12 protein-coding genes are annotated in these 12,155 nt (G+C 57.5%); 5 read left to right on the top strand and 7 right to left on the bottom strand.

What is annotated here, in order from left to right; all coding sequences use genetic code 11:
* Positions 1–70: 70 nt before the first annotated feature.
* From GGQ73_RS05090 to GGQ73_RS05080, 3 genes are all read left to right on the top strand, one after another.
* Entirely contained in the window at positions 71–1,264 is a 1,194-nt protein-coding gene (locus tag GGQ73_RS05090; protein ID WP_183894506.1) for an amidohydrolase family protein, read from the top strand.
* Positions 1,265–1,324: 60 nt separating this feature from the next.
* Positions 1,325–2,389, top strand: coding sequence for a ribosome small subunit-dependent GTPase A (gene rsgA / locus GGQ73_RS05085; protein ID WP_183894504.1), 1,065 nt, complete (start codon positions 1,325–1,327; stop codon positions 2,387–2,389).
* Positions 2,390–2,515: 126 nt separating this feature from the next.
* Positions 2,516–3,118, top strand: coding sequence for a YcxB family protein (locus GGQ73_RS05080; RefSeq protein WP_183894502.1), 603 nt, complete (start codon positions 2,516–2,518; stop codon positions 3,116–3,118).
* Between the two features lie 108 nt (positions 3,119–3,226).
* On the opposite strand, the gene GGQ73_RS05075 is transcribed toward GGQ73_RS05080, so the two are convergent.
* A complete protein-coding gene (locus GGQ73_RS05075) occupies positions 3,227–4,318 on the bottom strand; it encodes an NADH:flavin oxidoreductase/NADH oxidase (protein WP_183894500.1) in 1,092 nt (363 codons plus the stop codon).
* 99 nt (positions 4,319–4,417) lie between these two features.
* Here GGQ73_RS05075 and GGQ73_RS05070 point away from each other — a divergent pair, with 99 nt between their 5' ends.
* On the top strand, positions 4,418–4,729 hold the full coding sequence (locus tag GGQ73_RS05070; RefSeq protein WP_174155941.1) for an ArsR/SmtB family transcription factor: 312 nt from the start codon (positions 4,418–4,420) through the stop codon (positions 4,727–4,729).
* Positions 4,730–4,751: 22 nt separating this feature from the next.
* Here GGQ73_RS05070 and GGQ73_RS05065 read toward each other — a convergent pair whose 3' ends face one another.
* The 6 genes from GGQ73_RS05065 to GGQ73_RS05040 form a co-directional block, all read right to left on the bottom strand.
* Entirely contained in the window at positions 4,752–4,976 is a 225-nt protein-coding gene (locus GGQ73_RS05065) for a hypothetical protein (RefSeq protein WP_174155940.1), read from the bottom strand.
* A gap of 90 nt (positions 4,977–5,066) precedes the next feature.
* Positions 5,067–6,692: an FGGY-family carbohydrate kinase gene (locus GGQ73_RS05060; protein ID WP_183894498.1), complete on the bottom strand. Its 1,626-nt coding sequence runs from the start codon at positions 6,690–6,692 to the stop codon at positions 5,067–5,069.
* A 50-nt stretch (positions 6,693–6,742) separates the two neighbouring features.
* Entirely contained in the window at positions 6,743–7,471 is a 729-nt protein-coding gene (locus tag GGQ73_RS05055; protein ID WP_183894496.1) for an SDR family oxidoreductase, read from the bottom strand.
* A gap of 21 nt (positions 7,472–7,492) precedes the next feature.
* Positions 7,493–8,755 carry a sugar ABC transporter permease gene (locus GGQ73_RS05050; RefSeq protein ID WP_183894494.1) on the bottom strand — a complete coding sequence of 421 codons (1,263 nt, stop codon included), beginning with the start codon at positions 8,753–8,755 and terminating at the stop codon, positions 7,493–7,495.
* Complete coding sequence (locus tag GGQ73_RS05045; RefSeq protein ID WP_183894492.1) at positions 8,752–9,570, bottom strand: ATP-binding cassette domain-containing protein; 819 nt, start codon at positions 9,568–9,570, stop codon at positions 8,752–8,754. The genes GGQ73_RS05050 and GGQ73_RS05045 overlap by 4 nt, the downstream gene beginning before the upstream one ends.
* A gap of 74 nt (positions 9,571–9,644) precedes the next feature.
* Positions 9,645–10,682 (bottom strand): ABC transporter substrate-binding protein, encoded by a 1,038-nt coding sequence (locus tag GGQ73_RS05040; RefSeq protein ID WP_412762956.1) that lies wholly within the window; start codon positions 10,680–10,682, stop codon positions 9,645–9,647.
* 286 nt (positions 10,683–10,968) lie between these two features.
* On the opposite strand from GGQ73_RS05040, the gene GGQ73_RS05035 reads away from it, so the two are divergent.
* Entirely contained in the window at positions 10,969–11,994 is a 1,026-nt protein-coding gene (locus GGQ73_RS05035; RefSeq protein WP_183894488.1) for a LacI family DNA-binding transcriptional regulator, read from the top strand.
* The last annotated feature ends 161 nt before the right edge of the window (positions 11,995–12,155 follow it).

The raw sequence follows: 12,155 nt of genomic DNA, 5'->3' as shown, positions 1-12,155 counted from the left end.
ATATATATTGATCTTGCGTGCATATCTATTTAGCCTGCTCCTGCGAAATAGAATTCCGGAGCCGATACAGATGACGAAAACAGTCTTTACCAACGCCAGACTGGCCGATGGCATGTCATACGACATCGGCGTCGATAACGGACGAATCGTCTCGATCGATCCTGCCGGATTGAAGGCAGCATTGGAGCCGACCGTCGATCTCGCGGGAGAACTGCTGGTTCCCGGTTTTGTGGAAGGGCATATTCATCTCGACACCAGCTTTTACGGCGACACCTGGATACCGCATCGTCCCTGTACCAATGGTTTTGACGTCCATGAGCGGGTCGCCTTCCAGGCACAGAATATGGCCGTGGCGGCGCCGATGGACAGACGCGCCCGTGATCAGCTTGATCTTTGCATCGGCAACGGGACGCTTCATATGCGCAGCCATGTCATGGTGGATGGCTCGGTCGGGCTGAAATCGCTGGAAACCATTCTGGCAGTTCGTGACGACTATAAAAATCTTATCGATATCCAGATCGTTGCCTTTCCCCAAAGCGGAATTCTGAAAAGCCTGGGCACACCGGCATTGCTGGATGAGGCAATTACCCTCGGTGCGGACCTCGTCGGCGGTCTCGACCCGGCAAGTTTCGACCGGGACGTGAATGGCCATCTCGATGTCGTCTTCGGCGTTGCCGAAAAACATGGCGTGGATATCGATATCCATCTGCATGATGCCGGAAGTATGGGTGCTTTCACGATCGAGGAAATTTGCGCCCGGACGGTGGTCCTTGGCATGCAGGGACATGTGGCCATCAGCCATGCCTACGGGCTGGGCGATCTGCAACAGGACGCTGCCCGCAAGATTGCCGCTACGATTGCGAAAAGCGGTGTATCGATCATGACGAACGCGCCCGGCAATCACAGTTTTCCGCCGGTCGCGTTGTTGCGCCAGGAAGGTGTCACGGTTTTCAGTGGCAATGACAATATTCGCGATTCATGGTGGCCCTATGGTGATGGCGATATGTTGCATCGCGCCGAAATCATCGGTTACCGCTCTGGCTTCTACACGGATGAAGAATTGAAAGCGGCATTCGAGATCGTTACCAGCGAAAGCGCAAAAGCTCTCCGGATAGAGGAATACGGTATCTACGTTGGCGCGAAGGCCGATTTCGTCACGCTCGCGGCTGGAAATATCCCGGAAGCGGTCGTTTCCTTTCCGAGGGGCCGCAAAGTGTTCAAGGCTGGCAAGCTGGTTGCCGAGGGCAACCAGGTCATCCGGTAACGGCAACAGTCTGTGGCGATGACGCTGGTTTCAGTATAGAACGCAGTCTCAAACCACAGAATGGCGGCGCGCTATCGCGTGTCCGCGACCGAGGATCACCATTTGGCCCCTTCGAGCCCGACATTATCGCTCAACATGCTGGGCTGGTCCGATTTTTTTGCGGATCAGGTCAAGCCGGGCGAGACGCATCTCGTGCCTGCGCGTGTGGCGTCGGTGCACCGCGCGCGTATCGACGCGATCAATGTCGAAGGCCCCGTCGACCTTGAGCTTCCTCCCAATTCCAACACTGCGGACTTTGCGGTTGGCGACTGGGTGCTCGCCGATCCCGTCACGGGCATCCTCACCGTCCGCCTGGAGCGAAAAACCGTATTTCAACGACGTCTGGAAGGTGGGCACGGGCACCAGCTTGCTGCGGCCAATGTCGATACTCTGCTGATTGTCACATCATGTAACGCCGACTTCAACCTCTCAAGGCTGGAGCGCTATCTCATCATGGCCAATCAGGCCGAAACAAACCCTGTGATCGTTCTGACCAAGGCCGACACGACGGATGAGGCAAGCGCATTCGAACAGCAGGCGAAGACGCTTCAGCGTGACCTGCCCGTCGTGGTCTTGAATGCACGTTCAGCCGATGCGGTTTCTCTGTTGCAACCATGGTGTGGCGCTGGCCAGACCGTGGCACTGGTCGGCTCGTCAGGCGTTGGAAAATCAACGCTGGTCAACACTCTCTCCGGCCTTGGTCCCGAGGCGGCGCAAAAAACCGGCACCATCCGCGAACAGGACGCAAAAGGCCGGCATACGACGACGGCACGGTCTCTTCATGCCATGTCCGGAGGCGGCTGGATCATCGATACCCCTGGCATCAGAACACTCTTTGTCAGTGATGCGAGCGACGGGATCCACACGCTGTTTGCCGAGATCACCGAACTCGCACCGCTCTGCCGATTTCGTGATTGCACCCACGCCCACGAACCCGGATGTGCCGTTCAGGCAGCGGTCAAAAGCGGCGTGCTGGACAGCGCGCGCGTGGCGCGCTGGCGCAGCCTGCTTACCGAAAACCGCGAGAGAACGCCTGTTGCCAGCGGGCCGAAGGGCAACAAGACGTTTAAGAAGAAGAAATACTGATAACGCAGCGTGAACAGTTGGCAAACATCAAAATATCAGGCCACAGAACCATGCCCCAGACACCAACAACGTTTGTAACCTTGCGCTTCAGAAGACGCTGTAAACGGTTCGGCAGAGGAAGATCAGATGACCAAGCCAACAGTTCCTTCCATCTGGCGAACACCGATTGACCGATATTTTAAGAAGCACTTCGAACTGAGCTTGGAAGACCACCTTGCAGTCCGCTATGCACGAAAGGAGCCATTGCCTTTTGGCCGCTTTGCCGCGTTTTTGACACTGTGTACACTTTTTGCAGGACTGACGATGGCATTCAACTGGTGGAAAAGCGGAGAGCGATGGCTGGCGGTGACGATTGTTGCAGGCGCTATTGCCGCTGGACCGGCGCTCGCCTGGCTTCTTTATGGGTTTTTCCGCGATCTCTTTCGAGGTTTCTGGAAAGGCTTTCTCGGTTCTCGCGAAGCGATTGACATCCCGCTGGAGATGACGATCGACGCTGGTGGTGTTCTGGTTGTCATCCGGCAACAAAGTTGGTTCTGCCCTTGGCAAAGCCTTCAGAGTGTTGAGGAAGATGGAGAACGTTATTATTTCTGGACATCGAAAACACAAACGCACGTCTTGCCCAAACGTCTGTTCGATGATGCAGAGGCGGTGGAGTTCGCCTCGGCCCTACGCAAATGGTGGGGTCAAGAACCTATTTTTCCGCCCCGCCGAGGAGCGTCCAAAGCGTAGTCTGGCAGGCAAGAAGCCAAGCTTTTAGGGCAGAGCGGGGTCAGCAAATTCAGCCACCGCGGTTTCGCTGACGGCGGTGGCTGAGCTGATGTAAAGGGCTCTCGAGTATCAGGCTGTTCTGTAGCGTTCCAGCCAATGAGCGTATTGTGCGGGAAGTGTCCAGGACGGCTTGTCGACACCCAGTTCAAGCGCCGCTTGGTACGGCCAGTGGCTGTTGGCAAGAAGCGGGCGGCCAAGCGACACCATATCGACCATATCATCCGCGATCAGTGCGTCGGCCTGCTTTGGCTGGCTGATGAACCAACTGGTGGTGGCTGGAAGTCCAACTTCGCGCCGGACCCGTTGGGCAATCGGTGCCATGAAGGCAGGTCCCCAGGGAATATTCGCAGTCGGCGTCGAGAACCCGATGCTGACATCGATTATGTCCAGGCCACCGTCCTTGAAGCGGCGAACCATCTCGATGCCTTCTTCCAGGTCATCTGTTCCATCGAATTCCGTGACGCCGAAGCGGGCGGCGAGCGGGAGGTGCTCGGGCCAGACATCGCGAACGGCAGCAAGCGTTTCGAGCAGGAATCTGGCCCGCCCATCAAAGTTACCGCCGTAATTGTCGGTCCGCTTGTTGGACCAGGTCGAAAAGAAGTTCTGTCCGAGATAGCCATGCGCAAAGTGAAGCTCTAGCCATTCAAAGCCGGCCGCTAGCGCCCGCTTGGCAGCAGCCACGAAGTCTGCCTTGATGCGCTCGATATCGGCAATCGTCATGGCCTTTGGCACTTTGGGAAGATTTGCTCCAAACTCAATGTCTGAAGGCGCCAACGTTTCCCAGCCGCGCGGATCAGACGCAGCAATATGGTCATCACCTTCCCACGGGCGATTGGCGCTAGCCTTGCGGCCAGCGTGTCCGATCTGGATGCCGGGTACGGCACCTGCAGCCTTCATCAAGCCCACCGCCTTCTTCCAAGGCTCGATCTGCTCATCGCTCCAGATGCCAGCGCATCCGGGTGTGATACGGCCTTCAGGCGATACGGCTGTCGCCTCGGCAACCACCAAGCCTGCTCCGCCACGCGCAAGTCCGGCGAGATGAACATGATGCCAATCATTGACGACGCCGTCTTCGGCCGAATACTGGCACATTGGCGACACCACGATGCGATTTCTCAACGTCACGTCTTTGAGTGTGAAAGGGGTAAACAAGGATGACATGGTAGCTCCGACTGTTAACGAGACATCATCCTATAGAGCTTCGATAGTTCGAATACAATCGAACTTTCAAATAAGATTTTGTCGTGCTAGGGTTTTCTCATGCGCGCCATACCACATCCCGCCCTTAAAGACGTCACGCTTGCCCAAGTGCTCTACGCCCTCAGTGATCCCGTTAGATTGGGCGTGGTGCGCCAGCTTTCCCGTGAGGGACAAGCCACTTGCTCGGCACTGGATGGTGGCCGACCGAAATCCAGCATGTCTCACCACTTCAAAGTCTTGCGAGAGGGAGGTCTCGTCTTTACGCGCACGGATGGACCAGCGCATCTGAATGAACTGCGTCGCGACGAAATCAACGAGCGGTTTCCGGGTCTGCTGGACGCCGTGCTGGATGCAGCACGTCAGCAGGACTGAGACAAGACACAAAACATTCCTTCTAATCGGGGAGGTCTTTGAGCATCAACACACGGTTTCCAGGCGTGTAGGCAATCACCTTGTCCTGCTCCAGCGCATTCAGGACGCCGATGATCTCGGACTGCGAGAAACCCACCGCTTTCATTGGCGCGCTGATATCGTTTAGATTGATCGACACCTCAGGGGCGGCCTTTAGATTACGCAGGCGGCCAATCAGGACTTCTTCGGTTTCTGAAAATCTGCTCATGCCGGATTATAAGCGTGTTTCGATCGGATTGTCTTCAGGACGAACATCCACACGCAAACTATGCACGACATCATGTCGACCAGCGTCAGTTCAGGCTTCCCGAGACGCTCGGGCTAAATCCTGAAATGCCGTAAACGCGGCATAACGCTTGTCATGGATGTCGGCCAAAGCCCCTTCGACAGGTGTGTAGACACGTGCCACACGGCAGAGATTCGTCATCGCCGAACGCATATCGGTGAAGGCACCGCTGGCAACAGCGCCAAGAATGGCGGAACCGAGCAGGACCGGCTCGTCCGAAACCGTCGCCACCACCGGCTTACCACAGGCATCGGCCAGAATTTGGCGAACGAGATCATGCTGACCGGCACCACCGCTGACGACCACTCGCTCGATATCAGCCCCGGCATTCTTCTGGACGTCTATGATTTGCCGCAGGCCATAGCCGATGCCGCAGAGACCGGCGACATAAAGCGCAACGAGACTGTCGAAGTCACGCTCCATCCCAAGGCCAACGATGACGGCCCGCGCATGGGGATCGGCAAAGGGCGCACGGTTGCCGAGAAACTCGGGAACGACGTGCAGACCCGTGGCAAGGCGAATGACTTCGGAGGCGTTGCCATAGGTTGCAGCAGCATCGGCAATCAGCACCGGCAATGGCACACCTTGGGCGAAAGCCCGTGCCTGGGCATCTGCCGCTGCCGGATGGAAGGACAGCAATTGGTCGATTGCGGCACCCGCAGCACTCTGACCGCCTTCGTTGAGCCACATGCCGGGGACCATGGCGGAGAAATACGGCCCCCATACTCCTGGCACGAAGACCGGCTCGATTGTGGATGTCATGGTGCAGGAAGACGTGCCGAAGACATAGGCAAGATTGGACTGCGGGCCGCTGCCAACACCGGCCGTCCCAATACCACCGGCATGGGCATCGATCATGCCGGCGGCAACAGCAGTGTTTGGTTTTAGCCCCATGGCGTTCGCCGCCTCCGGCGTCAAACCTGTCCCGAGCGGCGTGCCCGGCTCCACGATCGTGGTGCCGATCCGGGAAAACCCTTCATCCGCCAGGACGCCAAGACCGATCTTTTGAAAATAGCTCGGGTCCCATTTCCCCTCATGCGCCAGATAGGTCCACTTGCAGGTTACGGTGCAGGTCGAGCGCGCGAGATCGCCAGTCGCCTTCCAGGTCAGGAAGTCAGCGAGATCGAAGAACTGCCATGCAGCCTCAAATGTCTTCGGGTGGTTTTCCTTCAGCCAAAGAATTTTCGGCGTTTCCATTTCCGGCGAAATGCGCCCGCCAACATACCGCAACACCTCATGCCCCAGATCGTTGATCCGCTCTGCTTGCGAAACGGCACGATGATCCATCCACACGATAATATCGCGGCTGTTATCGCCCGACGACCCCACTGGCAGCGGCCGCCCTCCCTCGCCAAGCACCACCAACGAGCAGGTTGCATCGAAGCCAAGGCCAATAATCTTCGCCGGATCGACGCCACTCTTGCTGACCACCGCCCGCACGACGGTACAGACGGCATCCCATATCTCCGTGCTGGACTGCTCGACGATCGCGCCGGTCTCACGAAACAGCGAGATATCCTGCTTGACCGATGCCAGCAGATGGCCATCCAGATCGAAAAGGCCAGCCCGCGCGCTTCCAGTACCGACATCGATACCGATGAGGTAGCCCGACACGGTCGTGTTCGCTGCTTTGTTCATTGTACTTGGCTCTTGAAAGTCTTGGGGTCAAAAATGGCCGCTGACATCGATCAGAGATCGACACTGTTGGGCAGGATGACGAGATCGCGGATGGTTATGTTACGCGGTCGTGACAACATGAAGAGAACAGCGTCTGCCACTTCCTTCGGCTGCATCAAGCTGCCATTGGCAAGTGCATCGTCCAGCTTGGCTTTCGGCCAATCATCAATCAGCGCCGTCACCACCGGTCCGGGCAGCACCGCGCCAACGCGCACGCCATGGGGTGCGACCTGGCGACGGGTGGAGTGCACGAAAGCCTGAACTGCGAACTTCGATGCCGTGTAGATGGGCTCCCAGACGACCGGAACCACTCCGGCGATCGAACTGGTGAACAGAATATCGCCCGACTTCTGGGCAATCATATGCGCAAGCACGGCGTGCACGGAGCGGAAAGCAGCGTTGATGTTGAGGTTCAGCATCCGGTCCCAGGCATCCGGGTCTCCTTCAGCCACCGCCCCGCCGACATACGCACCGGCGTTGGCGTGGAAAATGTCGAGTCCACCAGCGACTTCCAGAATACGCGGCAACATGCCAGAGACCTCAGGTCCGTTCAGCAGGTCGACGACCAAAGGCTTGGCATTTTCTCCGAGTTCGGCACACAGAGCCTCCAGTTTGTCCTTGGCGCGGTCGATCAACACGACGGTTGCACCTTCGGCCAGCAGCGTGCGGGCGCATTCCAGGCCGATGCCCGATGCGGCACCTGTTATAGCGGCAATCTTGCCCTTCATGAGTTCAGTCATCAGTTTTCCTCCAAGATGGTCCTAGGCACGGCCATGGCTGACGCGGGATTGACGCGCCAGCGAATCGACGATGACCGCGATGGCGAGCACAGCGCCGGTGATCATGTAGCGCAGCGATGAATTGAGATTGAGAAGGGTCAGACCATTCGAGATTGCCTGGATGACAATGATGCCAAGCAAAGCCGAATATGCGCTGCCACGGCCACCGAACAGGCTGGTACCGCCGATCACGGCCGCGGCGATCGCATTGAGATTGACGTCGCCGGTTCCGGCTTGCTGGCTTGCCGAAGCCAGACGCGACGCCGACAACACCCCGCCCAGCGCCCCGAGCGTCGAGCATAGCATGAAGGCGCTCATATAAATCCGGCGGACATTGATACCCGAGCGGCGCGCCGCTTCTCTGTTCCCGCCGACGGCAAATATTGATCGACCCCACTGTGTCTTGGTCAGGGCATAGTTGAGAATGACGACCAATGCGACGAAAAGGCCGAACATGTAAGGCACGCCGCGACCCCGGTTCAGATAATAGACGGCGAATTCAAAGATCAACGTCAGCACGACCGCCTGGACGAAGAGGCTGCTCAACGGTTTGGCGGACAGATTGACCGACAGGCGACGCTGGCGAACGAGATAACCCGAGATCACCAGGACCAGACCGGGGATCAATGCCAGCAGATAGGACAGCCAATCCGGCATGACGAGGATCTGACCGAAGCGCACGAGTGGCGAGGCATAGGGCAGATTGATGCTGCCAGTCGGCCCGAGGATGTAGAGTTGCAAACCAAGCAAGGCGAGCAGACCGGCAAGCGTTGCCACGAAACTCGGCATGCCCAGCCGGTTGTACATGACCGAATACAAGGCACCGACCAGTGCACCGAACACCAGAGCTGCGAAAATCGCCACCGCGATCGGCAAACCGGTATTCACCCAGAGCACGCCTATGATGGCGGACGACAGGCCGCTCATCGAGCCGACAGACAGATCGATCTCTCCAAGCAACAGCACACAGACGATGCCAAGTGAGATAATCCCGACAGTGGCGCAGTCGAACAGCAGGTTTACGAGGTTGTTCGGCGCCAGAAACACCGGATTGAGAAGGCTGAAAACCGTCGAGATGACGATCAGGCCTATGGCAACCGGGAGCATTCCGAGATCCCCCGATCTGACCCGCGTGAAGAAACCGCGCACCATTCCCGAAATACCGTCGTCGTGCCGGACGCGGATATCACTGCGGTCGAGCGCAGATGCCTCGTTTGGTTTATCATTGGAGATGTTCTGGTTCATAGGGTGCTCCCGGTCGTTTCCGTTTGCTCGGCTTTGCGCTCATTGCGGCGTGAAACCGAGTTTTCGGTCGCTCCGGTGATGGATGCGACGAGTTCCTGGTTGGAGGCATCCGGTTCAAAGACGCCATTGTTGCGCCCAAGCCGCAGCACGACGATACGGTCGGCGACGGCGCGGACGTCTTCCATGTTGTGACTGATGATGATCACGCCCAGACCGCGATCGCGCACACGTTCGATCAGGTTCAGCACCTCGGCAGTCTGGGCAACACCCAAAGCCGCGGTCGGCTCGTCCAGCATGATGATTTTCGGGTCGAGCAGGAGCGAACGCGCGATCGCGACCGTCTGACGCTGGCCGCCCGAAAGTGAGGCGATCGGTTCGCGAACCGACGGAATACGCGCGGCCAGCTCTTTCAGAAGTGTCCATGCACGAACTTCCATGGCAACTTCGTCAAGGTTCCACGTCGATATTTCATGGCCGAGAAAGAGATTGGCCACCACATCGAGATTTTCGCAGAGCGCCAGATCCTGAAAGACCGTGGCGATACCGAGTTCGAGTGCGCGGCTTGGGCTATCGAGCGAGACCTGCTCACCACAAAATTCGATTGTCCCGGAGGTCGGCTGGTGAACACCAGCAAGGACCTTGACCAGAGTTGATTTTCCCGCGCCATTATCCCCCACAAGCGCAACCACCTCGCCGGCCCGCACATCCAGGTCGATATCGGTCAGTGCCGACACCGCACCAAATTTTTTCGAAATTTTGCTCAGTCTGAGAAGGGTACTTCCCTTCTTCGGGACGATTGTGTCCGATTGCACCATGAGATCAGGCTCTTTTCTGGTTCCGGATATGCCCGATCGGATACCGAGATCCGATCGGGCAACGTCAAACAGGTTTACTGTGTGATGCCGAGCTTCTTGCACCCGGCGAGGTATTCACCGGTGCAAACCTCCTCGACGGTTTGTATCTTCTTGTCGAAGATTTCAGCCTTGATGTTGTCGGCTGTGACAACGGCGGGAATGAAAAGTTCGGAAGGCGTATCGTAAAGCGAGGTTTTGGGCTCTGGCTTCTCACCTTTCAGAAACTGCACCGCCACTTTGGCCGCCGCCGCAGCCACGATTTCGGAAGGCTTGGAAATCGTATTGTACTGGTCGCCGGAAATGACGAGCTGCAACGCGGCGATGGTCGCATCATTGCCTGTCACCGGCGGCACCGGATTGACACCAGCGGCCTTGAAAGCGGCAATCGCACCGCCACCCGTGCCGTCATTGGCGGCAACGACGCCCTTGATGTCAGCACCGAAGCGGGTGATCTGGCCAGCTGCCCATTCCTGAGCCTTGGGGGGAGCCCATTCCGGCGTGTCATATTCGGCAAGCGTCTTGTAGCCCGAATCCTTCAGACCGAGATGCACGCCATCGCGGATCAGGCCAGCCGCCGCATCGGTGGGTGAGCCATTGATCTGGAGAACGCCTGCGCCCGCAGGAACCCCACTTGCCTTCAGATGCGCAACCAGCGACTTGGCGATTGCCTCGCCGATACCCTGATTGTCGAAGGAAACATAATAATCCGCTGGCTTAGCCGGGATCGGACGGTCATAGGCAATGACCTTGACCTCCTGCGACTGTGCAATTTCAACGAGAGCCGCGGCAGCCGCTGAATCGACCGGGTCCAACACGACGACCTTGGCGCCCTGGGCAATGACGGAGTTGAACTGCTGCTGCTGAAGAGCTGCATCGCCGTTGGCGTTCTGGTAGATCAGCGTGCATTTTTCGCAAAGCTTTGCCATCTCGGCCTTGAAGCCCGGGTAGTCGTGATTTTCATAGCGTGTCGATGCCTGATCCGGCATCAGAAACGCAACCGTCGCGGCCTCCTGAGCTTGCGCCGAACCAGAAAAAAGGGCAGCGGCAGCGGCCGCAACCGACACCATCATCATTGAACGAAGTTTCATAGTCTCCTCCTTAGAATTCAAAATTCGTGCCGAGACGCGTTCCGGTTTCACGCCAAGCCTTTTCCCTCTTCATTGATCATGACGCACGGCTTACTTGCCACGGCCAAAGCAGCACTTGCGCGACAATCTTCGTGGAAACTGACTTGAATGCCTCCCGGCCGACCCTCCACAGTCAACCCAATAACATCGATTGCGCAACCATGCTCAATCGATGAAGCAGATTGCTCCGTTCTCGGTTTGATGTCAAGCTGTGTTTGAAGTGGAGTCATTTGTGAATCAGCGTAGACCACCCAAGAAGACCACGATCTACGATTTGGCAGCACTGGCGGACACGTCAGCCAGTGCTGTGAGTGCGGTGCTCAACGGAAACTGGAAAAAGCGGCGGATCAGCAGCCAACTGGCGGAAAAGATCACGCAGATAGCTGAAGAGCAGGGTTACGCCCTCAACATGCAGGCCAGCCTGCTGCGCAGGGAAACGTCGAAGATCATCGGCATGATCGTGCCGAAATACGACAATCGCTATTTCGGATCGATTGTTGAGACATTCGAGAGCATGGCCCGCGAAAGGGGGCTTTTCCCAATCATTACCTGCACGCGACGCGACCCAGAACTTGAAGTCGAGGCGGCACGGACGATGCTCTCCTATCAGGTTGAATGGTTGATCTCGACCGGCGCAACTGACCCGGATCGCATCAGTGATCTGTGCACTGCCGCTGGCGCGCGCAGCCTCAATCTCGACTTGCCGGGAAAGAAGGCGCCGTCGATCATTTCCGATAATTTTTCAGGCGCGCGGGAACTGACGCGGCGCATTCTCGCCAACAGCAAACGCAGGCTGGGTGCTGCGCAACCCCTTCTCTTCATAGGGGGCCGCGGCAGCGATCACAACACGGCCGAGCGCGTGCGAGGATTTCGCGCCGCACACGACGATATTGGCATTCCCGTCGATGACAGCCATATTCTAGCCAGCGGCTACGCACCCGAAAAGGCCGAACATTCTCTTCGCGCACTGGCCGCTTCCGGTGATGCGCTCCCAGTTGGCATGTTCGTGAACTCGACCATCTCTCTGGAAGGTGTCATGCATTGGATCAAACGATCCGGCCACTACAAAGACCGGACGCCCGTCATAGGCTGCTTCGACTGGGACCCCTTCGCAGCGTTGTTGGGAGATGAGATCGAGATGGTACGACAAGACGTCCAGGGCATGTTGGACGCGGTGTTCAACGTAATAGACCACGGCACCACGGCTGACGGACTGATAGAAATCCCGCCCATATTCATTGATGCTGAGCAAAGGTAAAATGGGGTTGGTTTCCTGTCTTGGATCGTTTCCCAGGGCGTGGTGTAGCTTCGGCCATCGCCGTGCCTTCCGGACGGAGCCGGGAATGAATCAGCTTGCGGCTTGCAGGCTAATGAGTGGATCATCGCTCATTGTAGCGATTGTCTCAAGTGTCATGTAGC

It is taken from the genome of Rhizobium skierniewicense (assembly GCF_014196515.1).
Classification (GTDB): Bacteria; Pseudomonadota; Alphaproteobacteria; order Rhizobiales; family Rhizobiaceae; genus Agrobacterium; species Agrobacterium skierniewicense.
The sequence above is the reverse complement of the archived record's forward strand: the minus strand, read 5'-3'. Positions and strand labels throughout refer to the sequence as shown.

Bases quoted from the DNA above. Each gene is read 5' to 3' on its own strand.
- GGQ73_RS05090 (WP_183894506.1), top strand. From the start codon at position 71: ATGACGAAAACAGTCTTTACCAACGCCAGACTGGCCGATGGCATGTCA.
- rsgA (WP_183894504.1), top strand. From the start codon at position 1,325: ATGGCGGCGCGCTATCGCGTGTCCGCGACCGAGGATCACCATTTGGCC.
- GGQ73_RS05080 (WP_183894502.1), top strand. From the start codon at position 2,516: ATGACCAAGCCAACAGTTCCTTCCATCTGGCGAACACCGATTGACCGA.
- GGQ73_RS05075 (WP_183894500.1), bottom strand. From the start codon at position 4,318: ATGTCATCCTTGTTTACCCCTTTCACACTCAAAGACGTGACGTTGAGA.
- GGQ73_RS05070 (WP_174155941.1), top strand. From the start codon at position 4,418: ATGCGCGCCATACCACATCCCGCCCTTAAAGACGTCACGCTTGCCCAA.
- GGQ73_RS05065 (WP_174155940.1), bottom strand. From the start codon at position 4,976: ATGAGCAGATTTTCAGAAACCGAAGAAGTCCTGATTGGCCGCCTGCGT.
- GGQ73_RS05060 (WP_183894498.1), bottom strand. From the start codon at position 6,692: ATGAACAAAGCAGCGAACACGACCGTGTCGGGCTACCTCATCGGTATC.
- GGQ73_RS05055 (WP_183894496.1), bottom strand. From the start codon at position 7,471: ATGACTGAACTCATGAAGGGCAAGATTGCCGCTATAACAGGTGCCGCA.
- GGQ73_RS05050 (WP_183894494.1), bottom strand. From the start codon at position 8,755: ATGAACCAGAACATCTCCAATGATAAACCAAACGAGGCATCTGCGCTC.
- GGQ73_RS05045 (WP_183894492.1), bottom strand. From the start codon at position 9,570: ATGGTGCAATCGGACACAATCGTCCCGAAGAAGGGAAGTACCCTTCTC.
- GGQ73_RS05040 (WP_412762956.1), bottom strand. From the start codon at position 10,682: ATGATGATGGTGTCGGTTGCGGCCGCTGCCGCTGCCCTTTTTTCTGGT.